At 74.3% G+C, this 22610-nt stretch carries 18 protein-coding genes and 1 pseudogene; 10 read left to right on the top strand and 9 right to left on the bottom strand.

Annotated features, from left to right (window positions below):
- The first annotated feature begins 83 nt into the window (after positions 1–83).
- The 4 genes from ACGF5U_RS29500 to fxsA all read left to right on the top strand — a co-directional run bounded on the left by ACGF5U_RS29500 (position 84) and on the right by fxsA (position 4318).
- Positions 84–524, top strand: a complete 441-nt coding sequence (locus ACGF5U_RS29500; protein ID WP_084905876.1) for an Lrp/AsnC family transcriptional regulator — start codon at positions 84–86, stop codon at positions 522–524.
- Between the two features lie 62 nt (positions 525–586).
- Entirely contained in the window at positions 587–2251 is a 1665-nt protein-coding gene (locus ACGF5U_RS29495; RefSeq protein WP_392717559.1) for an amidohydrolase, read from the top strand.
- A gap of 536 nt (positions 2252–2787) precedes the next feature.
- Complete coding sequence (locus ACGF5U_RS29490) at positions 2788–3555, top strand: polyprenol monophosphomannose synthase (protein WP_392717557.1); 768 nt, start codon at positions 2788–2790, stop codon at positions 3553–3555.
- Positions 3556–3736: 181 nt separating this feature from the next.
- The gene (fxsA, locus tag ACGF5U_RS29485) at positions 3737–4318 is read left to right on the top strand and encodes an FxsA family membrane protein (protein WP_392717555.1); all 582 of its coding nucleotides are present in this window, start codon (positions 3737–3739) and stop codon (positions 4316–4318) included.
- A 195-nt stretch (positions 4319–4513) separates the two neighbouring features.
- Here fxsA and ACGF5U_RS29480 read toward each other — a convergent pair whose 3' ends face one another.
- From ACGF5U_RS29480 to ACGF5U_RS29465, 4 genes are all read right to left on the bottom strand, one after another.
- Positions 4514–4888 carry an RNA polymerase-binding protein RbpA gene (locus ACGF5U_RS29480; protein ID WP_026278069.1) on the bottom strand — a complete coding sequence of 125 codons (375 nt, stop codon included), beginning with the start codon at positions 4886–4888 and terminating at the stop codon, positions 4514–4516.
- Between the two features lie 290 nt (positions 4889–5178).
- Entirely contained in the window at positions 5179–6534 is a 1356-nt protein-coding gene (locus ACGF5U_RS29475; protein ID WP_392717552.1) for an MFS transporter, read from the bottom strand.
- A gap of 40 nt (positions 6535–6574) precedes the next feature.
- Entirely contained in the window at positions 6575–7339 is a 765-nt protein-coding gene (locus ACGF5U_RS29470; protein ID WP_392717550.1) for a glycerophosphodiester phosphodiesterase family protein, read from the bottom strand.
- Complete coding sequence (locus ACGF5U_RS29465; protein WP_392717705.1) at positions 7336–7971, bottom strand: YitT family protein; 636 nt, start codon at positions 7969–7971, stop codon at positions 7336–7338. The genes ACGF5U_RS29470 and ACGF5U_RS29465 overlap by 4 nt, the downstream gene beginning before the upstream one ends.
- Positions 7972–8327: 356 nt before the next feature.
- On the opposite strand from ACGF5U_RS29465, the gene ACGF5U_RS29460 reads away from it, so the two are divergent.
- A complete protein-coding gene (locus tag ACGF5U_RS29460; RefSeq protein ID WP_392717548.1) occupies positions 8328–9833 on the top strand; it encodes a PLP-dependent aminotransferase family protein in 1506 nt (501 codons plus the stop codon).
- 244 nt (positions 9834–10077) lie between these two features.
- Here ACGF5U_RS29460 and ACGF5U_RS29455 read toward each other — a convergent pair whose 3' ends face one another.
- Both ACGF5U_RS29455 and ACGF5U_RS29450 read right to left on the bottom strand, forming a co-directional pair.
- On the bottom strand, positions 10078–11691 hold the full coding sequence (locus ACGF5U_RS29455; RefSeq protein ID WP_392717546.1) for a hypothetical protein: 1614 nt from the start codon (positions 11689–11691) through the stop codon (positions 10078–10080).
- A gap of 48 nt (positions 11692–11739) precedes the next feature.
- Complete coding sequence (locus ACGF5U_RS29450; RefSeq protein ID WP_023589716.1) at positions 11740–11934, bottom strand: hypothetical protein; 195 nt, start codon at positions 11932–11934, stop codon at positions 11740–11742.
- Between the two features lie 262 nt (positions 11935–12196).
- Between ACGF5U_RS29450 and ACGF5U_RS29445 the strand changes: the two genes are divergently transcribed.
- The 5 genes and pseudogenes from ACGF5U_RS29445 (at position 12197) to ACGF5U_RS29425 (ending at position 20189) form a co-directional block, all read left to right on the top strand.
- Positions 12197–12589 carry an ankyrin repeat domain-containing protein gene (locus ACGF5U_RS29445; protein ID WP_392818937.1) on the top strand — a complete coding sequence of 131 codons (393 nt, stop codon included), beginning with the start codon at positions 12197–12199 and terminating at the stop codon, positions 12587–12589.
- A 304-nt stretch (positions 12590–12893) separates the two neighbouring features.
- Positions 12894–14312: a HEAT repeat domain-containing protein gene (locus ACGF5U_RS29440; RefSeq protein ID WP_392717542.1), complete on the top strand. Its 1419-nt coding sequence runs from the start codon at positions 12894–12896 to the stop codon at positions 14310–14312.
- A gap of 563 nt (positions 14313–14875) precedes the next feature.
- Positions 14876–16033, top strand: coding sequence for a glycosyltransferase family 4 protein (locus ACGF5U_RS29435; RefSeq protein WP_392717703.1), 1158 nt, complete (start codon positions 14876–14878; stop codon positions 16031–16033).
- Positions 16030–16242 (top strand): annotated as a pseudogene (locus tag ACGF5U_RS29430) (glycosyltransferase family 1 protein); the annotation flags it as partial. The gene ACGF5U_RS29435 and the pseudogene ACGF5U_RS29430, both read left to right, overlap by 4 nt.
- Positions 16243–16442: 200 nt before the next feature.
- Entirely contained in the window at positions 16443–20189 is a 3747-nt protein-coding gene (locus tag ACGF5U_RS29425) for a hydantoinase B/oxoprolinase family protein (RefSeq protein ID WP_392717540.1), read from the top strand.
- Between the two features lie 168 nt (positions 20190–20357).
- Here the strand turns inward: ACGF5U_RS29425 and ACGF5U_RS29420 are convergent, their stop codons facing one another.
- The 3 genes from ACGF5U_RS29420 to ACGF5U_RS29410 are packed head-to-tail and all read right to left on the bottom strand — an operon-like array spanning position 20358 to position 22605.
- Positions 20358–21221 carry a biotin-dependent carboxyltransferase family protein gene (locus ACGF5U_RS29420; RefSeq protein ID WP_392717538.1) on the bottom strand — a complete coding sequence of 288 codons (864 nt, stop codon included), beginning with the start codon at positions 21219–21221 and terminating at the stop codon, positions 20358–20360.
- Positions 21218–21844, bottom strand: a complete 627-nt coding sequence (locus ACGF5U_RS29415) for an allophanate hydrolase subunit 1 (RefSeq protein WP_392717536.1) — start codon at positions 21842–21844, stop codon at positions 21218–21220. Before ACGF5U_RS29415 ends, ACGF5U_RS29420 begins: the two co-directional genes overlap by 4 nt.
- Complete coding sequence (locus ACGF5U_RS29410) at positions 21841–22605, bottom strand: LamB/YcsF family protein (protein ID WP_392717534.1); 765 nt, start codon at positions 22603–22605, stop codon at positions 21841–21843. Before ACGF5U_RS29410 ends, ACGF5U_RS29415 begins: the two co-directional genes overlap by 4 nt.
- Positions 22606–22610: the final 5 nt, after the last annotated feature.

The raw sequence follows: 22610 nt of genomic DNA, 5'->3' as shown, positions 1-22610 counted from the left end.
TCTTCGTCACATGCCGCTCGCAGGTGCCTGTACGAGGTGCCGCCGACTGTCCAGTGGGGTGTCCTGGGCAATAGGTTGATCGCATGGAGGAGCTGGATCGTCAGATCGTGGAATTGCTCGTCAAGGACGGGCGGATGAGCTACACCGACCTGGGCAAGGCCACGGGCCTGTCCACCTCGGCCGTGCACCAGCGGGTGCGCCGCCTCGAACAGCGTGGCGTGATCCGCGGTTACGCCGCCGTGGTGGACCCCGAAGCGGTCGGCCTGCCGCTGACCGCCTTCATCTCGGTGAAGCCGTTCGATCCCAGCGCCCCCGACGACATCGCGGACCGGCTCGCCGACATCGCGGAGATCGAGGCGTGCCACAGCGTGGCAGGCGAGGAGAACTACATCCTGAAGGTGCGGGTGGCCACCCCCCTCGAACTGGAGCACCTGCTCACCCGGATCCGCTCGCAGTCCGGCGTCTCCACCCGGACGACGGTGGTCCTGTCCACCCCGTACGAGGCGCGGCCCCCGCGCGTCTGAGCCGGCCTCGGGGCGCGTAGGGCGCGCGCGGGCGTGTGCGGGCGCTGTCTACGCTGGTCACCATGACCGAGCGCGAACACCGCCCCCAGGCTCTCGACCCCGTCGGCGCGGGGGCGACCCCCACCGTGCTGCTGCGCGGTGGAGAGGTCCACAGCCCCGCCGATCCCTTCGCCACCGCGATGGTCGTCGAACGGGGGCACGTCGCCTGGGTGGGTTCCGAAGGCGCCGCCGACGCCTTCGTCTCCGGCGTCGACGAGGTGATCGACCTCGAAGGGGCCCTCGTGACGCCCGCGTTCACGGACGCCCATGTGCACACCACCGCCACCGGGCTTGCCCTCACCGGCCTCGACCTGTCCGGCGCCGGCACGCTGGCGGAGGCCCTGGAGCTCGTACGGGCGCACAGCGCCGCCCGGCCCGCCGACCGGGTCCTCCTGGGCCACGGCTGGGACGCCACGCGCTGGCCCGAGCGGCGCCCTCCGACCCGTACCGAACTCGACGCGGCCACCGGCGGACGCCCGTTGTACCTGCCGCGCGTCGACGTCCACTCCGCCGTCGTCACGACCGCGCTGCTCGACCTCGTTCCCGGCGTCACCGCCCTCGACGGCTACCGGCCGGACGAGCCGCTCACCGGCGCCGCCCACCACGCCGTCCGCGCCGCCGCCCATGACGCCGTCACCCCGGGCCAGCGCGCCGAGGCGCAGCGCGCGGCGCTGCGGCGCGCCGCCTCCCTCGGGATCGGCACCGTCCACGAGTGCGCGGGCCCCGAGATCAGCGACGAGAACGACTTCACCGCCCTGCTCGCGCTCGCAGGCGAGGAGGCGGGGCCCCGGGTCGTCGGCTACTGGGCGGAGCGCGTCGAGGGGGAGAAGGACGCCCGGCGCGTCCGTGAACTCGGTGCGATCGGCGCCGCCGGCGATCTGTTCGTCGACGGCTCGCTGGGCTCCCACACGGCCTGCCTCCACGCTCCGTACGCGGACGCGGCCCACACGGGCGCCGCCCACCTCGACGCGGCCGCCGTCGCCGCCCATGTCACGGCCTGCACCGAGGCGGGCCTCCAGGCCGGGTTCCACGCCATCGGCGACGCGGCGGTCGCCGCGGTCGTGGAGGGGGTACGGGTCGCCGCCGACACGGTCGGCCTGCAGCGGATCCGCGCCGCCCGGCACCGGGTCGAGCACGCCGAGATGCTCACCCCCGAGACCATCGCCGCCTTCGCCGAACTGGGCCTCACCGCCTCGGTGCAGCCCGCGTTCGACGCGGCCTGGGGCGGCGACGACGGCATGTACGCCGAGCGCCTCGGTGTGGAGCGGGCCCGCACCCTCAATCCGTACGCGGCGCTCCTGCGCGCCGGTGTGCCGCTCGCCTTCGGCTCGGACAGCCCTGTCACCCCGCTCGACCCGTGGGGCACGGTGAGGGCGGCGGCGTTCCACCGGACGCCCGAGCACCGGATCTCCGTCCGTGCCGCCTTCACCGCCCACACGCGCGGCGGCTGGCGGGCCACCGGCCGGGACGACGCGGGCGTCCTGGTCCCCGGCGCCCCGGCCGACTACGCGATCTGGCGCGCCGCGGAACTGGTGGTCCAGGCCCCCGACGACCGGGTGGCCCGCTGGTCCACCGACCCCCGCTCCGGCACCCCCGGTCTGCCGGATCTGACGCCGGGCGCGGACCTTCCCGTCTGCCTGCGGACGGTCGTCGCCGGGCACACGGTCTTCGTACGACCGAACGAGTGACATAGAGGTGTTCCGTGCCCGGACGCCGGGCCCCGGCCTTCGTCCGTCACCTGCGGATCTCCGTCGTGACCTGGCGGTTTACCACAGAGGCGCTGGTGGCGGGGGTGTTGACAGCGAGCGGTCGGCGGCCGGTAGGTTCGGCCGGGTCCACCACGGACGTCCGACCGGCCGAGCTGCCCGCAGTCGCCGAACGCTCGCTGGACCATGGGGTGGTGTGCCGCACCGGCGCCCCACCACTGGGAGCCAGGTTCAGCGCCCGTGCCCTGCGGCGAGGGAAGGTTTTTCCGGAAGGGTGTCCCTCCCGCTCGTCATGAGCCCGGGGGACGGTGCGACCCGGGTGGGGCCCGGACGTTCAGTAGACAACGGCTCTCGGTCGACCCGCAGCCAGCGGGCCCCAGGTCGGCCCGAAGGACGCCGGGCCCCAGGCCGCGGCCCCTTTCCTGCCCTGTTCCCGGCATCTCATGCCCCTGCCGCCGATCTTCCCGGTCGGTGGCTCGCTATGGTGGGAATCTGCGTACAGGACGTAAGGGGCAGCAGTGAACGACGGTGGCCAGAGGCGATACGGCCCGCTCGGCAGAGCCTTGGTGATCATTCCGACCTACAACGAGGCGGAGAACATCAAGCCGATCGTCGAGCGGGTGCGGGCCGCCGTGCCCGACGCGGACGTTCTCGTCGCCGACGACAACAGCCCCGACGGCACGGGCAAGCTCGCCGACGAGCTGGCCGCCACGGACGACCACGTCCATGTGCTGCACCGCAAGGGCAAGGAGGGCCTCGGCGCGGCCTACCTGGCGGGCTTCCGGTGGGGCATGGAACACGGCTACGGCGTCCTGGTCGAGATGGACGCCGACGGCTCCCACCAGCCCGAGGAGCTGCCCCGGCTGCTGACCGCCCTCAAGGGCGCCGATCTGGTGCTCGGCTCGCGCTGGGTGCCGGGCGGGCGGATCGTGAACTGGCCCAAGTCCCGCGAGATCATCTCGCGCGGCGGCAGCCTCTACTCCCGTCTGCTGCTCGACGTGCCGATCCGTGACGTCACCGGCGGCTACCGGGCCTTCCGCAAGGAGACCCTGGAGGGCATCGGCCTGGACGAGGTGGCCTCCGCCGGCTACTGCTTCCAGGTCGATCTGGCCCGCCGGGCCGTCGCCGCCGGCTTCCATGTCGTGGAGGTCCCGATCACCTTCGTCGAGCGTGAGCACGGCGACTCCAAGATGAGCAAGGACATCCTCGTCGAGGCGCTGTGGCGGGTCACCGCGTGGGGCGTCGGGTCACGGGCGGGCCGTCTGATGGGCCGCAAGCGCCGCTGAGGACCGGCCGCCGACCCGGGCGGGGCCGACGATCCGGGCGGGGCCGACGATCCGGGCGGGGCCGCCGATCCGGGCGGGGCCGTCGAGCGGACCCCTGACCTCTGGGTCCCGAGTCCGGGGCCGTGTTCGTACGCCGTACGCCTTTACGCCGTCCTGTCATGCGCCCAGGCACACTGGGAGCATGACGACCGGCGCACCGCCCCCTCTCGCCCGTAAGCGCTCGCGCGCCCGCACCTTCGCCCCGCTCGCCGTCGCCGCCTGGCTGGTGCTGGAGATCTGGCTGCTGACCGTCGTGGCCGACACGGCCGGCGGTCTCACCCTGCTGGCCCTGCTGGTCGGCGGCGCCGTCCTCGGCGGCGCCGTCATCAAGCGGGCCGGGCGCCGCGCCTTCCGCACGCTCACCGAGACCCTCCAGCAGCAGCAGTCGGGCGCCGCGCCGCCCCCCACCGGGCGGGGGAGCACCGGCAACGGCTTCCTCATGCTGGCCGGCCTGCTGCTGATGCTGCCGGGCCTGGTGTCGGACGCGGCCGGCCTGCTCCTGCTCGTACCGCCCGTACGGTCGGCCATCGGCCGGTACGCGGAGAGGTCGCTGGAGCGGCGGATGCGCGCCGCGACGCCCGGGTCGCTGGGCGACGCCTTCCAGCAGGCGCGCATGCACCGGCCCGACGGAAAGGTCGTGCAGGGTGAGGTCATCCGTGACGGCGCCCCGGGAGAGCCGCGCCACCACGAGAACGAGACCGACCGGCCGCCGCTGACCTCCTGAGACCCGCACCTTTCCCTGGCCCCCGGCCCCCGCCCCCCGGCCGGGGGCCGTCGCGTCCCCGTACGCGGGAACCCGGGGCGTGAGCCCGGGGCGGGCCGCCAGGACCGGGGGCCGACGCGGAAAGCCGCAGGGCGCGGTACACACGAGGTGTACCGCGCCCTGCGGCTGTTCGGCGTGCGCGCTGTCAGACAGTGGTCACGCGGACTTCCTGCTGTCGCGCGGGTGCACGGCGATGTTCATGGCGCCGGAACGCAGGACCGCCAGCCGTTCGGCCAGCACCTCCTCCAGTTCCTCGCGGGTGCGCCGCTCCATGAGCATGTCCCAGTGCGTACGCGCGGGCTTGCCCTTCTTCTCCTCGGGGCCGTCTCCGTCCACCAGAAGCGCCTGGCTTCCGCAGACCTTGCACTCCCACTCCGGCGGGATCTCCGCCTCGACCGAGAAGGGCATCTCGAAACGATGGCCCTTCTCGCATGCGTACTCCACCGCCTGGCGCGGGGCCAGATCGATGCCGCGGTCGGTCTCGTAGCTGGTCACCACGAGGCGCGTGCCGCGAAGAGCTCGCTCACTCATGAATCGTGCCTCCCGGGCTTGTCGCCCACAGGACAGGTGTCGCTGTCGTCGTCATCCGGTCAACGTCCGGTCGGCGGTAAAGATTCCCGTTCCGGGTCATGCGTCGCCCGTCGTGCCGCCCCTTTTTGTACCCACCAGTGCCCGGTTTGTCACATCTGACAGCAGATGTCACCCAGCGTTTTCGCTGTGAGAACACGCAGTAACGGTCCGCCTGGCAGGCCAAAGGCGTACACTACCGGCCTTTCAGTTCGACGTCTAAACCCGACCCCCGCTCGGCCCGGTCGGGAGGGCTAGATCCGGTCCGGAACCGGGTTCCCGGCGGCCGCCACGGCGCGTCGCACCGGGACCCGCGCGAGCAGGACGAACCCCACCGCGAAGAAGACCACCAGCGAGATGATCGCATCCCGGTAGCTGCCCGTCAGCTGGTAGGCGAGCCCGAACACCAGCGGCCCCAGCCAGCTCAGACCCCGGTCGCTCATCTCGTACGCCGAGAAGTACTCGGCCTCCTTGCCGCGCGGCACCATGTGCGAGAACAGCGACCGGGACAGCGCCTGGCTGCCGCCCAGCACCAGCCCGATCGCCCCGGCCAGTGCGAAGAACCACACCGGCGCCCCGGCGGGCAGGAAGTACCCGGCGCCCAGGATCAGCGTCCAGACCGCCAGCGAGCCCAGCACCGTGCGCTTCGCCCCGTAGACCCGCGCGAGCCGCCCCATCCCGAGCGCACCCGCGACCGCCAGCACCTGCACCAGCAGCACGGCCGTGATCAGTGTCGTCTGATCCAGGCCCAGCTCCTCCGAGCCGTAGATCGACGCCTGGGAGATCACCGTCTGCACCCCGTCGTTGTAGACGAGGTACGCGAGGAGGAACGACAGCGTCAGAGGGTGGCGGCGCATGTCGCGCAGCGTGGACACCAGTTGCCGCCACCCCGACCCGACAGCGCCCTCGCCGCTCGGGGGCACCTTCCGGTCGCGCAGGCGCCGCAGCGGTACCAGCGTGAAGGCGCCCCACCACACGCCGGCCGAGGCCAGGCAGATCCGCACCGCGGCCGACTCGGTGAGCCCGAAGGACTCGTGACCGGAGTACAGGACCAGGTTCAGGACCAGGACGAGCGCCCCCGACGTGTAGCCGAACGCCCAGCCGCGCGAGGAGACCGCGTCCCGCTCGTCGGGCCGGGCGATCTGCGGCAGGTAGGCGTTGTACAGCACCATCGACACGGCCAGCGAGGCGTTCGCCACGATGAGCAGGAACGCGCCCAGCAGGTAGCGGTCACCGTCCAGCAGGAACATGCCGGCCGTCGCGCCCGCCCCCAGGTACGCGGCGGCGGCCAGCAGCGGCTTCTTGCGTCCCGTACGGTCCGCGACCGCGCCCGCGAGCGGCATCACCAGCACCGCGACCACGATCGACAGGGACACCGAGTACGCGAAGACCGACCCCGCGCGGACGGGGATGCCCAGCGGATGGACGAAGCCCTCCGCGTCGGCCGCCGTTTTCGCGACCGCCGTCAGGTACGGGCCGAGGAACACGGTCAGCACGCTCGTGGAGTACACCGAGCACGCGAAGTCGTAGAAGTACCAGCCCCGTTGTTCACGTCTGCGGTCGTCGTCCGACCTGTCGTCGGTTGCCCGGCCGGCGGTTTCGGCGGTCACGCACGTCCCCCTCGTTCGCTCCCGTGGCGAGTCCGCGCGGTCAGGACCAGGCCCCTCGTTCGGTCAGCACCGTGCGCAGCGTCTCCAGATGATCGGTCATGATGCCATCCACCCCCAGGTCCAGGAGAGCCCTCATCCGCTCCGGATCGTTGACCGTCCACACGTGCACCTGGAGCCCCCGCGCGTGCGCGGCCCGGACGAACCGACGGTCCACCACGCGGATCCCGCCCTGGCTCTCGGGCACCTGCGCCGCCACCGCACCCGACCGGAGGGCCGCCGGGATCCCGAGCGAGCGCAGCCGCAGACCCAGCACACCCCGCACGCCGTACGAGGTGGCGAGGCGTGGCCCGGCGGCCCGCAGCGCCCGTGCCACCCGCCCCTCGTCGAACGAACCCACGCACACGCGGTCCCAGGCGTTCGTCCGGCGGACCAGGTCGACCAGCGGGACGAGCGCCGACTCGGCCTTGAGGTCCACGTTCCAGCGGGCGTCGGGGAACTCCTCCAGCAGCTCCTCGAAGAGCGGCAGCGGCTCCTTGCCCGCCACCCGTGCCTCGCGGACCGCGCTCCACGGCAGCGCGCCGATCCGGCCCCGGGCGTCGGTGACCCGGTCCAGGGTCGCGTCGTGGAACGCGACGAGCCGTCCGTCGGCGGTGGTGTGCACATCGGTCTCGAAGTACCGGTAGCCGAACGCGGCCGCGCGCCGGAACGCGGCCGTGGTGTTCTCCAGCCCGTCCGCCGTCCCGCCCCGGTGGGCGAACGGTATGGGTGAGGGGTGGTCCAGATAGGGGTGGCGTCGCTGAGTCACCGCCGCAGTATGGCCTGCCGCGGTGTCCCCGAAGCGACCACGGTGCCTCCTTCGCCCTGCCCCGGGATGGCGAAGCGGCGCAGGAAGAACTGGGCGAGGGGGCCGATCGTCAGCGCGTACAGCACGGTGCCGACACCCAGTGACCCGCCGAGCAGGAAACCGGTGACGACGACCGCGACCTCGACCAGCGTGCGCACCAGGCGGATCGAACGGCCGGTGACCCGGTGCAGCCCCGTCATCAGTCCGTCGCGCGGGCCTGGGCCGAACCGGGCGGCGATGTAGAGGCCGGTGGCCACGCCGTTGAGGACGATCCCGGCCGCCAGCAGCGGAACCTGGACGAGCAGCCCGCGCGCGTCCGGCACGACGGCGAGCGCACCGTCCATGGCGGCGCCGATGACGAGGACGTTCGACACGGTGCCGAGGCCCGGCTTCTGGCGGAGCGGGATCCAGAGCAGGAGCACCGCCGCGCCCACGACCGTCAGGACGACACCCATGGAGAGGCCGGTCAGCTTCGCCAGGCCCTGGTGCAGGACGTTCCAGGGCTCCAGCCCGAGACCGCTGCGGACGAGGAGGGCGGAGCTCGCGCCGTACAGGGCGAGCCCGGCGTAGAGCTGGAAGAGCCGGCGGGCCAGCCGCCGCTCCGGCGGCCGGGCGCCGCGCGGGGCGTGCGGGGCGTCGGTCGCGGTGACGGACGGGACGTCGAGCGTGCCCGTGGACGAGGCGCCGGATGTGCCGCCGGGCGTACCGCCGGGTGTGCCCCCGGCGGTGCCCGTGGGCGAGGCGCCGGATGCGCCGCCGGGCGTACCCCTCGATGTGCCGCCGGGCGTACGCGCCGATGTGCCGCCGGACGTGTCCGTGGCGGTGTCGGTGGAAGTGCCGCTGGACAACTTGTGCCCCCCAGGTGGTGGTGTTGGACTGACTCATGACACTCTGAGGCGGGGAATTGGATGCCAACCATGGCCAATCCGAGGAAGGTGGACTGAGTTCCATGGCTTCGTGGACTTCGGCGGTGGGCGCCGCCCAACTCGCCCGGCAGCTGAACGCCCAGCAGACCCGCCCGGCGGGGCCCGGCACCCGCAGGCCGCCCGCGTACCGGGCGCTCGCCGACGGCATCCGGCTGCTCGTCCTGGAGGGGCGCGTCCCCGTCGCCGCCCGCCTGCCCGCCGAACGCGAACTGGCCCTCGCGCTCTCCGTCAGCAGGACCACCGTGGCGGCGGCCTACGAGGCGCTGCGCACCGAGGGGTTCCTGGAGTCCCGCAGGGGCGCCGGCAGCTGGACCGCCGTCCCGGCGGGCAACCCGCTGCCCGCCCGCGGCCTCGAACCCCTGCCGCCGGAGGCGCTCGGCTCGATGATCGACCTGGGCTGCGCCGCCCTGCCCGCCCCCGAGCCGTACCTGACGCGGGGCTTCCAGGGCGCGCTGGAGGAGCTGCCGCCCTACGCCCACACGCACGGCGACTACCCGGCCGGGCTGCCCGCCCTGCGCCAGACGCTCGCCGACCGGTACACCGCGCGCGGCATCCCGACCATGCCCGAACAGATCATGGTCACGACCGGTGCGATGGGCGCCATCGACGCCATCTGCCACCTCTTCGCGGGCCGTGGCGAGCGCATCGCCGTCGAGTCCCCCTCGTACGCCAACATCCTGCAGCTGATGCGCGAGGCCGGCGCCCGGCTGGTGCCCGTGGCCATGGCGGAAGGGCTGACCGGCTGGGACCTGCCGCGCTGGCGGCAGGTGCTGCGCGATGCCGCGCCCCGCCTCGCGTACGTGGTCGCCGACTTCCACAACCCGACCGGTGCCCTCGCCGACGAGGACCAGCGGCGCGCCCTCGTGGACGCCGCGCGCTCCGCCGGGACGGTCCTCGTGGTGGACGAGACCATGTCGGAGCTGTACCTGGACGACGACCTGGAGATGCCCCGGCCCGTGTGCGCCTTCGACCCGGCGGGCAGCACCGTGCTCACGGTCGGCTCCGCCAGCAAGGCGTTCTGGGCCGGCATGCGCATCGGATGGGTGCGCGCGGCACCGGATGTGATCCGCTCGCTCGTCGCCGCCCGCGCCTACGCCGACCTCGGCACGCCCGTTCTGGAGCAGCTCGCCGTCAACTGGCTGATGGGCAGCGGCGAATGGGAGCGGGCGGTCGCCCACCGCAGGGAGCAGGCCCGCGAGAACCGGGACGCGCTCGTGGCCGCCGTGCGCGGGGAGCTGCCCCGCTGGGAGTTCGAGGTGCCGCGGGGCGGGCTGACCCTGTGGGTGCGCACCGGCGGCCTGTCCGGTTCACGGCTCGCGGAGGCGGGCGAGCGGGTGGGTGTCCGGGTGCCGTCGGGGCCGCGCTTCGGCGTGGACGGGGCGTTCGAGGGGTACGTACGGCTGCCGTTCACCGTGGGCGGCCCGGTCGCCGAAGAGGCCGCCGCGCGGCTCGCGGCGGCGGCCCGCCTGGTCGAGTCCGGCGCGAGCACGGGCGCGGTGGCCGACGAGCCCCGCACCTTCGTGGCCTGACGGAACCCGGAAGCGGCCGCCTGCCGCGGCCCGGGTGCGGCCTGTGGTCTGACGGGACCCGGGTGCGGCCGTCTGGCGGGACTCGGGAGCGGCTGCCTGGTGGAACCCGGGTGTGGCCGTGTGACGGGGCCGGGAGCGGCCGCCCGGCGGGGCTCGGGAGCGCCGTCGGCGGGAGCGGGCAGACAGGTCCGCGTATCGGCCGCTCGCCGGGAGGGCCCGTGCCCGCGCGGCGAGCGGCGCCCGGTCAGCCCGGGGCCATCCCGGGGGCGAGGGGCTCGCCCGCCGAGGGGAGCTGCTGGGTCGTCACCGCGTCGGCGGGCGGCCGGGCCGCGGTGTCCTGCCGTTCGGGCAGCAGCTCCAGCACGGCCTGCCGGTGCGCCTCGGACGTCGCGTCGTCGTACGGGTCGGGGGTCGCCGGGACCTGGAGCCTCAGCACCGGCCCCGTACCGAGCCGGGCGTAGCCCCGACCGGGCGGGACGTCCGGCGGGGGAGTGGTGTGCGGGGCCGTGCCCAGGACGGCCGCCACCTGCTCCGGCGAGACCTGGCCGAGCACCACGCGGGCCCTGGTGTGCGACCGTACCGTCGCGCTCAGCGCCTCCAGGCAGTCGACGCTGTCCAGGCCGTCGAACTGCTCGGCCACGACCACCGTCACATGGGCGGCCCTGCCGTGCCGCAGCGGCACCTGGAGCAGCTCCTGCGGGTCCTGGCGGCCGCCCGCGGAGGCCAGGTGGCCGAACACGCTCGGCCGGTCCAGCAGGATCCACAAGGGGCGCTTCGTGTCGTCCGGCGGCGGGTGCCCGGCCTGCCGGGAGCGGTTCGCGGCGATCAGCCGCCGTTCCGTCTCGTGTGCCGCCCACTCCAGGCTCGCCAGCGCGCCGGCGAGGCCGCATTCGACGCCCAGCACCCCGGCCCGTCCGGCCAGACAGGCGTACTCGCCGGTGCCGCCGCCCTCGACGATCAGCACGTCACCGTGCTGGAGCGCCTGGAGCGCGATGGAGCGGAGCAGCGTCGTGGTGCCGCTGCCGGGCCTGCCCACCGCCAGCAGATGGGGTTCCGTGGAGCGCGGTCCGGTGCGCCAGACGACCGGCGGCGCGTCCCGTGACGCGTCGCCGTCCCGTACGGGTACGGTCCGCCGCACCGCGTCGGCGTCCGTGAACCCGAGCACGGTCTCACCGGGGACGGTGACGAAGCGCTGCGCGGCGATGGACGTCGGCAGGGCGGACAGCACGCTCATGACGAGCTGGTTGCCCTCCTCGTCCCAGTCGAAGCGGTACTCGCGGCCACGCCCCGACTTGGCGTGCAGCAGCTGCTCGATCCGGGCCCGCGACGCGGCCTCTCCGTCGGTGAAGTAGGCGGGGTACGTCACCCGCAGCCGGACGAGCCGGCCGTCGCCGTCGAACACGAAGTCGCTCAGCGCCTTGCCCCACTCCCCGCCGTGCGCGAAGAGCGGATCGGGATCGTCGGGCACCGAGAAGTAGGGGACGAGCGCTTCGTACAGCGCGCGGAGCCGCTCGGTCTCCGCGTCGTCCGGCCCGGTCCTCACGACCGGGCGCTCCCGCCCCTTCCACGCGGCGGCGCCCATCACCGAGATGAGGGCCAGGAGCGGCCCGTACGGGACGAGGACGACCACCAGGACGCAGGCCGCGGCCAGGAACAGCGTGGGACCGCGCCGTTCCTTGGGGGTCGCGGCCCACTTGGCCCGCCCGGTCGCCGCCAGTCTCCGCAGACCACGCGTGATGGTGATCAGCGGATGGAGGACGTCCGTGGCACCGTCGGCCGCCGTGCGCGCGATCTCTCGACCACGAGCGATCCGGTCACTGCCGCTGCTGAGAACGCGGGGAAGAGGTCGCCGGGCCACGTCGTAACTCCTGCTCCTGAAGTCGTGGAAGGGGACGGAGGGGCGGCGTCAGAAGTTGATGCCGCCGAGCAGGCTGGCGAGACTCTGGCCGCCCGCCGTGATGCTCGGGGCGATGGCCGTCCCGGCGAGGTAGAAGCCGAAGAGGGCGCAGACGAGGGCGTGGGAGGCCTTGAGCCCGTCCTTCTTGAAGAAGAGAAAGACGATGATGCCGAGCAGTACCACGCCTGAGATGGACAGGATCATGTGGATTCTCCTGGTTGAAGGGACAGTCACCATGAGTCATTCCAGGCTCACAGTAAGCATCTATGCGACAAAAGGTGCGAATGGGTGAATCCCTGGCGTTTTCACTTGACCGGCGCACGTCGGGCCCTGCCCGGGTGGCGCCGTCGATCGAGGCGGGGTTCTGTCCGCGTCAGGGCAGTACCCTGTCGGTTCACTCGTACGGCTGACCTTGTCGTGCGGGCGTGTGGAACGAGCAGCAGCAGTCAGGAAGGCGGTCCGTCCGATGAGTGAGACTCCGGACTCCGAAGTGGTCGAGCTGGCGTCGAGGATCTTCGACCTGGCGCGACAGGGGGACGCCGAGGCGCTCGCCGCCTACATCGACGCGGGCGCCCCCGTGAACCTCACCAACGACAAGGGCGACTCCCTCGTGATGCTCGCCGCGTACCACGGCCACGCCGCCGCCGTGGCGGCACTCGTCGACCGGGGCGCCGACCCGAACCGGCCCAACGACCGGGGGCAGACCCCGCTCGCCGGTGCCGTCTTCAAGGGCGAGGACGCCGTCATCCGCGCACTGCTCGCCGCCGGCGCCGATCCGGAAGCCGGGACTCCGAGCGCCGTGGATACCGCGCGGATGTTTGGGAAGGCAGACCTCCTGGAGCTCTTCGGCTCCCGGTGAACGTCCCCGGAACGGGGATCGCACGGGGACTGGACGGGGACCGAACGCCAAGGGGGAACCGCGTCGTAAATGTGGTCGCGGTGGCGAAATGGCTGGGTCATCATGACGTCGGGCCCGCAGGGGGCCACCGACGAGAGGCAGAGGAAGATGGTCGACACCGAGCGAATGACGACGACGGGCGGCTTCACATGGTGCTGCGCGGCCTAGGCGATCACCGGCAATCACCCCACCCGGTCACCCCGGCCGGCCCGGTCACTCCGGGCACCACCGGGGCGCGTCGACAGCTTGATGTGAGGCAACTTCCATGTTCGAACCAGTCATAGCGCCGAGCGGCACCCTGCTCGGCCTGCTCCAGAGGGGCCGCGGCGACGGCACGCTGCACGCCCTCGCGGCGCCCCGCGCGGAGGCCCTCGCGGCCCTCGACCACTGCGTGCTCAACGACCCCCGCCATGACTGGCAGGTCGAGAACCGCTCCCTCTACTACGCACGCCTCTACCTCGACCTGCACGGCGGGCTCCGGGCCATCGAGGAGCACCTCTTCGGCCCCGACGACCACCTCGACACCGACGAGGCGCGGACCGGGCTCGCGCTCGCCGTACTCGGCCACCTCGCCTCGTACGGTCGCGACGACGCCCTCGCGCTGCTGCGCCGGTACGCCGCCACCGGGTCCAACTGGCCCTGGGCCCTGGACGAGCTCGCCCTGCGCGACGACGACTCAGGACTGCGCGGCCTCGCCGTGCCCGTCCTGTCCCGTTTCCCCGCCACACCCGAGGGCGATGCCCGCCTGGCCGCCGCCGTCCGCGACTCCTTCGAGCCCCGGCCCTGGCGGCTATGGGCGGAGGACCGGCGCCAGGCCATCGGCGCCCGCGTGCGCGCCGCATCCGAGCAGGGCTCCTTCGACCGCTGGCAGCGGCAGCTGCGCCCCACGGGGCCCCGGCCCGGCTGGAGCGTCCAGGCCGTCTTCGACTGGGCCCAGCAGGGCCTGGAGCGCGGCAGCGCCCTCCACGTCCCGGCCGCGCGCTGTCTCGCCGCCGTCGCGGGACCGGACGACCGGCCGCTGATCCTCGACGCCGCGCGCGGCGGCCCCGACGGTGCGCGCTGCGCCGCCCTCCACTACCTCGCCGAGGCCCGCGACCCGGCCGTCCTCGACCTGATCGAAGGCGCCGCCTCCGACCCCTCGCGCACCGTGGCCGAGGCCGCCGTCGCCGCGTTCGAGCGGATGTGCGGCGAGGCCGCGGTCGACCGGGCCCGCGCCTGGGTGCACCGGCCCGACGCCCTCGGCGCGTCGGCAGCGGGCGTGCTCGCCGCCCGGGGCGGCGCGCAGGACGCCCCTCTCGTGCTGGGCGCGCTGCGCGAGGCCGTCCGCTCCGACGGCCCCGACGCCCTGTCGCTCTACCCCCTCGTGGACGGCGCCGGCCGGCTGGGCATCGCCTGCGCCGCACCCGTCCTGCGGCACATCTACCGGGAGACCGCCGCCTCCCAGCTGCGCGGCCGCACGGCCCGCGCCCTCGCCGCCACCGACCCCTCCTTCGCCACCGGCTTCGCCGTCGAGTGCCTCTGGGACTGCGAGGAGACCACCCGCGAGATCGCCGCGCTGCACGCCGAGACCGGTGACGCCCGCGTGGCCGAACGACTGCGCAGGCTCGCCGCCGACCCCGCCGAGGAGGACGAGGTGCAGACGGCGGTACGGAGCAGGATCGGCCCCGACGCCCCCGCCGTCTGACGTCACGGCGATGACCGCCCGGGGCCGCCCCGGGGCCGCCCCGGGCGTACGCGGTCCGTGCGGGGCCGGGCCCGCGGTTCGCGCGAGGCGAGAAGTGCGGTCCGTGCGGGACCAGGCCCGCAGTCCGTGCGGATTACGAGGGCGCACACGCGGTGGCCGGGAGCGGCGTCGCCCCGGCGTACACGCGGCACGCCGTGTCCACGGAGGCACCCGAGCCGTACACGCGTCACGGAGACGTCCGGACGGAGGCGTCCACGGCGGCACCGGAGGCGTACACGCGGCACGGCGTGTCCACGCGGGACGGAGGCGTCCACGGCGGCACCGGAGGCGTACACGCGGCATGGGGTGTCCACGCGGGACGGAGGCGTCCACGGCGGCACCGGAGGCGTACACGCGGCACCAGAGGCTCCACCCGGCGCCCGAGGCGTACCGGCGGACGGGCGCCGACGGGCGTCCCGGGCGCGCGGGCAAACGCTCATGGGACGTTCCCCGCGGGGAAAGATCCAAGTCGGCCGGGCCACGCCGGACGGGACGACAACACCCGTATGCGAGCCAGCAGCCGTATACGTGTCGTCATCGTCACCGAGTCCTTCCCACCCGATGTCAACGGAGTCGCGCACTGCGCCCTCCAGACCGCCCGGCACCTCGTCGCGCGCGGCCACGAACCGCTCGTGATCGCTCCCGCCGCCGCAGGCACCCACGCCTCGCGGGACGCGCGCGACGCGAGCGGCGCGCCGGACACGGCGGCGCCCTGCCCCGTCGTACATGTCCCCTCCCTGCCCCTGCCCGGCTACCCGCAGGTCCGCGTCGCCCTGCCCAGCCGCCGGGTGGCCGCCGCCATCACCGCCCACCGCGCCGACCTCGTCCACCTGGCCGGCCCCTTCGTCCTCGGCGTACGCGGCATGGCGGCCGCCGCCAGGCTCGGTCTGCCCGCCGTCGCGGTCTACCAGACCGACCTGGCCGGCTATGCCCGCACCTACGTGGGCACGGGGGAAGGCACCGCCTGGCGCCGGCTCCGCGCCGTGCACAGCGCCGCCGACCGGACCCTCGCGCCCTCCACCGCCGCCCTCCACGACCTCCGGGCCCACGGCATCCCGCGCGTACGGCTGTGGCCCAGGGGCGTCGACACCGAGCGGTTCCGGCCGGAGCCACGGGACGAGACGCTGCGCCGGCGGCTGGCGCCCGGCGGCGAGGTGCTCGTCGGATACGTCGGACGGCTCGCCCCCGAGAAGCACGTCGAGCTGCTCGCCGGGGTGTCCGCCCTGCCCGGCGTACGCCTGGTCGTCGTCGGCGACGGGCCCAGCGAACCCGCGCTCAGATCCGTACTGCGGGGCGCCGCCTTCCTCGGCCGCCGCACCGGCGACGACCTCGCCCGGATCTTCGCGTCCCTCGACGTCTTCGCGCACACCGGCCCGTACGAGACGTTCTGCCAGACCGTCCAGGAGGCCATGGCCGCGGGCGTCCCCGTCGTCGCCCCCGCCGCCGGCGGCCCCCTCGACCTGGTCGACCACGGCCGCACCGGGCTCCTCGTCACCCCGCACGACGCGGACGCGATCCGCGCGGCCGTGGCGGCCCTGGCCGCCGACCCGGACCTGCGCACCGTGTACGGACGGGCCGGGCGGGCCACGGTGGAGGGCCGCACCTGGACCGCGATCGGCGACCTGCTGATCGGCCACTACACCGAGGTCCTCGGCGAACGCACGGCGGTGGCGGCGGCGTGAGCGGGCTCAGGATCGTCCGGCTGGCCAACTTCGTCACCCCCTCGTCCGGCGGGCTGCGCACCGCGCTCGACGAGCTCGGCCGGGGCTACGCCGCCGCCGGGCACGAACCCGTCCTGGTGCTCCCCGGCGACCACGCGTCCGGCCGGATCACCCCGCAGGGACGGGTGATCACCCTGCCGGGACCCGTCCTCCCCGGCACCGGCGGGTACTGGGCGCGCGGCACCGGCGTGCGGCTCGACGCGCGCGCCGAGCAGGCGCTGACGGCCGCCCTCGCCGCCCTCGCCCCGCCGAGCGCCCCGCCCCCGTCCGTCGGCCCCTCCGCGCCGGTCACCGCGTTCGCGTCCGTCACCCCGTCCCCGCCCGGGACGCCTTCCGTTCCCGTCGCGGCTGCGGGGGCAACAATGGGGGAATGACCGGGCGCTGGGAGTTCTGGATCGACCGTGGCGGCACCTTCACGGACGTCGTGGCCCGCCGGCCGGACGGCGGTCTGGTCACCCGCAAGCTCCTGTCGCACGACCCCGGGCGCTACCGGGACGCGGCCGTCGCCGGTATCCGGCTGCTCCTCGGGCTCCGGCCCGGCGAACCCGTCCCGGCCGAGCGCGTCGCCACCGTCAAGATGGGCACGACCGTCGCCACCAACGCCCTGCTGGAACGGCGGGGCGAACCGACCGTCCTCGTCATCACCGAGGGCTTCCGGGACGCGCTGCGCATCGCCTACCAGAACCGCCCCCGGATCTTCGACCGCCGGATCCTGCTGCCCGAGGCGGTCTACGACCGGGTCATCGAGGTGCCGGAGCGGATCGACGCGCACGGCGCCGTCGTCCGCCCCCTCGACCTGGACACGGTCACCGCCCGGCTGCGGGACGCGAGCGGTGACGGCTTCGCCTCCGCGGCCGTCGTCCTCCTGCACGGATACCGCCACCCCGGCAACGAACAACGGATCGCCGAGGCCGCCCGGTCACTCGGCTACACGCAGGTGAGCTGCTCCCACGAGGTCAGCCCGCTCATCAAGCTGGTCCCGCGCGGGGACACCACCGTCGTCGACGCGTACCTGTCGCCCATCCTGCGCCGGTACGTGGACGAGGTCGCCGCCGAACTCGCCGGCGTACGCCTGCTGTTCATGCAGTCCAACGGCGGCCTCAGGGAAGCCGCCCACTTCCGCGGCAAGGACGCCGTCCTGTCCGGTCCGGCGGGCGGCGTCGTGGGCATGGCCCGTACGTCCGGGCAGGCCGGTCTCGACCGGGTCATCGGCTTCGACATGGGCGGCACGTCCACCGACGTGTCCCACTACGCGGGCGAGTTCGAGCGGGAGCTCGGCACACAGGTGGCCGGGGTGCGGATGCGGGCGCCGATGATGAACATCCACACCGTCGCGGCGGGCGGCGGATCGGTGCTGCACTTCGACGGGCAGCGCTACCGTGTCGGCCCCGACTCGGCCGGCGCCGTCCCCGGACCCGCCTGCTACCGGCGCGGCGGCCCGCTCACCGTGACCGACGCCAACGTGATGCTCGGCCGGATCCAGCCCGCCCACTTCCCCGCTGTCTTCGGGCCCGGCGGCGACCGGCCCCTGGACGCCGGCGTCGTCCGCGAACGGTTCACGGAACTGGCCGATGAGGTACGGCGCCATACCGGCGTCCGCCGTACGCCCGAGGAGGTCGCCGCCGGCTTCCTGGAGATCGCCGTCCTCAACATGGCGAACGCCGTCAAGAAGATCTCCGTGCAACGCGGCCACGACGTCACCCGCTACGCCCTGACCAGCTTCGGCGGCGCGGGAGGCCAGCACGCGTGCGCGGTCGCCGACGCGCTCGGCGTCGACACCGTCCTCGTACCGCCGCTCGCCGGCGTGCTCTCCGCGTACGGCATCGGCCTCGCCGACGCGACCGCGATGCGGGAGCGGTCCGTCGAAGCGGAACTGGGCGACGCCACGCACGCGCGCGTGGCGGAGGTCCGCGCCGAACTCGCCGAACGCACCAGGGGCGAGCTGCGCGCCGACGGCATCCCCGACGACGCGATCACCACGCACGCGCGCGTGCTCGTCCGGTACGCGGGCACGGACGCGAGCCTGCCCGTACCGTTCGGCCCCGCCGGTGCCGTGGCCGAGGCGTTCACCGCGGCGCACCGCGCGCGGTACGGGTTCACCATGGACAAGCCGCTCGTCGTGGAGGCCGTCTCGGTCGAAGCGGTCGGACGGGCCGGGCCGCACGAGCCGGTGGCCGTGGAGCGGCCGCCCAGGGAGGGCGAGCTCCGGCCCCTGGCGACCGTACGGATGTACGCGCGCGAACACCCCCACGGGCCACACCGTCCGGACGGGCCGGACCGTCCGCAGGGACCACACCGTCTGGACCGGCCGCCCGACCCTGACGGCCCCGATGCCCGTGCGGCCGCACCTGAGGGGGCCGCCGGCGCCGACGGCCCCTTCGCTCCCGCGTACCGCGAAACGCCCCTGTACCGGCGTGCGGACCTGCGCCCGTCCGACACGGTCCACGGCCCCGCCGTCATCGCCGAGGCCGACGCCACGACCGTCGTCGACGACGGCTGGCAGGCGTCCGTGGCCCGCACGGGCCACCTCCTCCTCACTCGCGCGGTGCCCCGGCCCGGGCGAACCGCCGTCGGCACCGACGTCGATCCCGTCCTGCTGGAGGTGTTCAACAACCTCTTCATGGCCATCGCCGAGCAGATGGGGGTGCGCCTGGAGAACACCGCCCACTCCGTCAACATCAAGGAACGCCTCGACTTCTCCTGCGCCCTGTTCGACGCCGAGGGCAACCTCATCGCGAACGCGCCCCACATCCCGGTGCACCTGGGCTCGATGGGGGAGTCCATCAAGGAGGTCCTGCGCCGCGACCGAGGCACGATGCGGCCCGGCGACGTGTACGCGATCAACGACCCGTACCACGGCGGCACGCACCTGCCGGACGTGACCGTCGTGACGCCGGTCTTCGGCCCGTCCGGCGGACCACTGCGCTTCCTCGTCGCCTCGCGCGGCCACCATGCCGAGATCGGCGGCATCACCCCCGGCTCCATGCCCGCGTTCAGCCGGACCGTGCACGAGGAGGGCGTGCTCTTCGACAACTGGCTGCTGGTGCGGGACGGCCGTCTCCGCGCGGAGGAGACCCGCAGGCTGCTGACCACCGCCCCGTACCCGTCCCGCGACCCCGACACCAACCTCGCCGACCTGCGCGCCCAGATCGCCGCCAACGAGAAGGGCGTCGAGGAGCTGCGCCGCGTGGTGGACGAGTTCGGGCTCGACGTCGTCCACGCCTACATGCGGCACGTACGGAACAACGCCGAGGAGTCCGTACGCCGGATCGTCGCCGGTCTCCGCGACGGCGACTGCCGCTACGAGACGGACGGCGGCGCCGTCATCCAGGTCTCCCTGCGCGTCGACCGCGAACGGCGCTGTGCCGTCATCGACTTCACCGGCACCTCACCGCAGCGGCCGGGGAACACCAACGCGCCCAGGTCGGTCGTCCTGGCGGCGGTCCTGTACGTGTTCCGCACGCTCGTCGCCGACGACATCCCGCTCAACAGCGGCTGCCTCGAACCGCTCCGGGTCGTCGTACCCGACGGCTCGATGCTCGCGCCGACGTACCCGGCGGCGACCGTCGCCGGCAACGTCGAGACCTCGCAGGCCGTCACCGGCGCCCTGTACGCGGCCCTCGGCGTACAGGCGGAGGGCTCCGGCACGATGAACAACGTCACCTTCGGCAACGACCGCGTGCAGTACTACGAGACGGTGGCGAGCGGCTCAGGCGCGGGCGACGGCTTCGACGGCGCCGACGCCGTGCAGACCCATATGACCAACTCCCGGCTCACCGACCCGGAAGTGCTGGAGTGGCGCTACCCGGTGCGTGTGGAGTCCTTCGCCGTACGGCGGGGCAGCGGAGGCCGGGGCCGGTGGCGGGGCGGCGACGGCGTCGTACGGCGCATCCGGTTCCTGGAGCCGATGACGGTGGCGCTGCTCACCGGACACCGGCGCGTGCCGCCCTACGGGATGGCGGGCGGCGAGCCGGGAGCGCTCGGTGTCAACGCCGTGGAGCGCGCCGACGGCACCGTCCAGCCCCTCGACGGTGTCGACGTGGTGGAGGTCGCCCCAGGTGACGTCCTGGCCGTCAGCACACCGGGAGGCGGCGGCTACGGGCCTCCCGGACCCTGACCGCGACAGCCCCCTCCACCCGGCCGTACCCCTTCCGCCCCGCCCGGCCGTATCCCCTCCGCCCGGCCGTATCCCTTCCGCCCCGCCCGGCCGTATCCCCTCCGCCCGGCCGTATCCCTTCCGGCCCGCCGTATCCCTTCCGCCCCGCCCCGCTCGCTCTGGTCCCGGTCATCCCACCGGCACGAACCGCACCACGGTGCCCGGCACCGCCTGCGCGGCCGCCGCGAGGTCCCGTTCCCGTACCACGGCCACCACCGGGTAGCCGCCCGTCGTCGGATGGTCCGCCAGGAACACCACAGGGCGTCCGTCCGGCGGGACCTGCACGGCGCCCAGCACCATGCCCTCGCTGGGCAGCTCGCCCGGCACGGCACGTTCCAGCGGCGGCCCGTCCGTCCGCAGCCCGATGCGGTTGCTCGCCGCCGACACCCGGTACGCGCGCGTGGCCAGGGTCCGCAGCGCCGCGTCCGTGAACCAGTCGTCGCGCGGCCCGAGCCGCACGCGCAGCACCAGTTCGTCGGGCACACCCGGCCAGGGCGCGCCCTCGTAGCGTGGCGCACCGGCCGGGGGAGCGCCCAGGGCCAGGACCATGCCGTCCGCGAGCGGCGCGGGGCCGAGCCCCGACAGCAGGTCCGTCGAGCGGCTGCCCAGCACCGGCTCGGCGGCGATGCCCCCGGCGAACGACACGTACGACCGCAGCCCCCGCACCGGGGCGCCCACGTCGAGCACGCCGCCCGCCGGGACCCGCACGGCGCCGCCCCACGCCACGGGACGCCCGTCCACGGCGACCGGGCACGGCGCGCCGCCCACGGCGACGGTCACCGCGCCCCGGGGCCGTACGGCGCAGCCGGTGAGCGTGGTCTCCAGGACGGCGGCGTCCTGCGCGTTGCCGACCAGCCGGTTCACCAGCGCGGCGGCGTACGGGTCGAGGGCGCCCGACCGGGGGACGCCCAGGTGGGCATGGCCGTACCGCCCCCGGTCCTGCACGGTGGTCAGCGCCCCGGCCCGTACGACGGCGAAGGCCCGGTCCGTCACGCGGCCTCCCGCACGAACCGCACCCGCGCGCCCGGCGACAGCAGTGCCGCCGGTTCCCGCGCCACGTCCCACAGCGGCGCGTCCGTCGTTCCGATCAGCTGCCATCCGCCGGGCGACGAGCGGGGATAGACGCCCGTGTACGGGCCGGCGAGCGCGACCGAGCCCGCCGGGACTGCTGTGCGGGGCGTGGCCCTGCGTGACACCTCGTACCCTTCCGGCAGCCCCGTGAGGTAGGCGAAGCCGGGCGCGAACCCGCAGAACGCGACCCGGTGGTCGGCCGCCGCGTGGATCCGGCCCACCTCGCCCGCCGCCACTCCCCACGCCGCCGCGACCTCCGCCAGATCGGGCCCGTCGTACCGGACCGGCACCTCGATCACCGGCTCCACGCGCGCGTGCGCGGGCGGGACGTCCCAGCGGGCGAGGCGCGCGGCGAGTTCACGGGGCCGGTCGACCCCGTCGATGAGCACCGTCAGCGCCGCGGGCACGATCTCCCGTACGGTGCCCAGGGTCCCGGCGGCGCGGCGGCGCAGCAGCTCCGCGTGGAAGGCCGCCGTCTCGTCCGCGTCGCCGAACTCGACGAGCAGGGCACGCTCGCCGACCTCCCGCGTCCTCCGGTTCCTCATGCGAAGGCCTCCACCCGCACCCCGGCGGTCTCCAGTCCGCCGCGCACCCGGCGCGCCAGGTCCACCGCGCCTGGGGTGTCGCCGTGCAGGCACAGGGAGCGGGCCCGTACGGATACGGACCGTCCGCAGAGCGAGGTCACCACTCCGAAGCGGGCCATCGCGACGGAACGCTCGACCACCTCGGCCGGGTCGTGGACGACGGCACCCTCGCGTCCCCGTGGCACGAGGGTGCCGTCCGCCGTGTACGCGCGGTCGGCGAACGCCTCCGTCACGACGGGGAGTCCCGCCTTGTCCGCCCTCTCGTGGAGCCGTGAGCCGGGCAGGCCGAGCAGCGGCAGCCGTTCCCCGGTCAGCAGCACGCCGTCCACGACGGCCTGCGCCTGCTCCTCGTCGTGGACGACCCGGTTGTAGAGCGCGCCGTGCGGTTTGACGTACGACACGCGTGTCCCGGCCGCCCGCGCGAACACCTCCAGGGCGCCGATCTGGTACGCCACCTCGGCGGCCAGTTCGTCGGCCGGGACGTCCATGGAGCGCCGTCCGAACCCGGCCAGGTCGCGGTAGGACACCTGGGCGCCGATCCGTACCCTCCGTTCGGCCGCGAGGGCGCAGACCCGCCGCATGGTGGCCGCGTCCCCGGCGTGGAAGCCGCAGGCGACATTGGCGCTGGTGACGACGGACAGGAGTTGCTCGTCGTCGGTCAGCCGCCAGCGCCCGAACCCTTCGCCGAGGTCGGCGTTGAGGTCGATCGAGGCCCAGGTCATGTCAT

Origin of the sequence: Streptomyces sp. NPDC047886 (genome assembly GCF_043204435.1) — a bacterium.
Classification (GTDB): Bacteria; Actinomycetota; Actinomycetes; order Streptomycetales; family Streptomycetaceae; genus Streptomyces.
The sequence above is the reverse complement of the archived record's forward strand: the minus strand, read 5'-3'. Positions and strand labels throughout refer to the sequence as shown.

What these genes read in the sequence shown, in the direction of transcription:
- ACGF5U_RS29500 (WP_084905876.1), top strand. Translation starts at nt 84, where the DNA reads ATGGAGGAGCTGGATCGTCAGATCGTGGAATTGCTCGTCAAGGACGGG.
- ACGF5U_RS29495 (WP_392717559.1), top strand. Translation starts at nt 587, where the DNA reads ATGACCGAGCGCGAACACCGCCCCCAGGCTCTCGACCCCGTCGGCGCG.
- fxsA (WP_392717555.1), top strand. Translation starts at nt 3,737, where the DNA reads ATGACGACCGGCGCACCGCCCCCTCTCGCCCGTAAGCGCTCGCGCGCC.
- ACGF5U_RS29480 (WP_026278069.1), bottom strand. Translation starts at nt 4,888, where the DNA reads ATGAGTGAGCGAGCTCTTCGCGGCACGCGCCTCGTGGTGACCAGCTAC.
- ACGF5U_RS29460 (WP_392717548.1), top strand. Translation starts at nt 8,328, where the DNA reads ATGGCTTCGTGGACTTCGGCGGTGGGCGCCGCCCAACTCGCCCGGCAG.
- ACGF5U_RS29450 (WP_023589716.1), bottom strand. Translation starts at nt 11,934, where the DNA reads ATGATCCTGTCCATCTCAGGCGTGGTACTGCTCGGCATCATCGTCTTT.
- ACGF5U_RS29445 (WP_392818937.1), top strand. Translation starts at nt 12,197, where the DNA reads ATGAGTGAGACTCCGGACTCCGAAGTGGTCGAGCTGGCGTCGAGGATC.
- ACGF5U_RS29440 (WP_392717542.1), top strand. Translation starts at nt 12,894, where the DNA reads ATGTTCGAACCAGTCATAGCGCCGAGCGGCACCCTGCTCGGCCTGCTC.
- ACGF5U_RS29425 (WP_392717540.1), top strand. Translation starts at nt 16,443, where the DNA reads ATGACCGGGCGCTGGGAGTTCTGGATCGACCGTGGCGGCACCTTCACG.
- ACGF5U_RS29415 (WP_392717536.1), bottom strand. Translation starts at nt 21,844, where the DNA reads ATGAGGAACCGGAGGACGCGGGAGGTCGGCGAGCGTGCCCTGCTCGTC.
- ACGF5U_RS29410 (WP_392717534.1), bottom strand. Translation starts at nt 22,605, where the DNA reads ATGACCTGGGCCTCGATCGACCTCAACGCCGACCTCGGCGAAGGGTTC.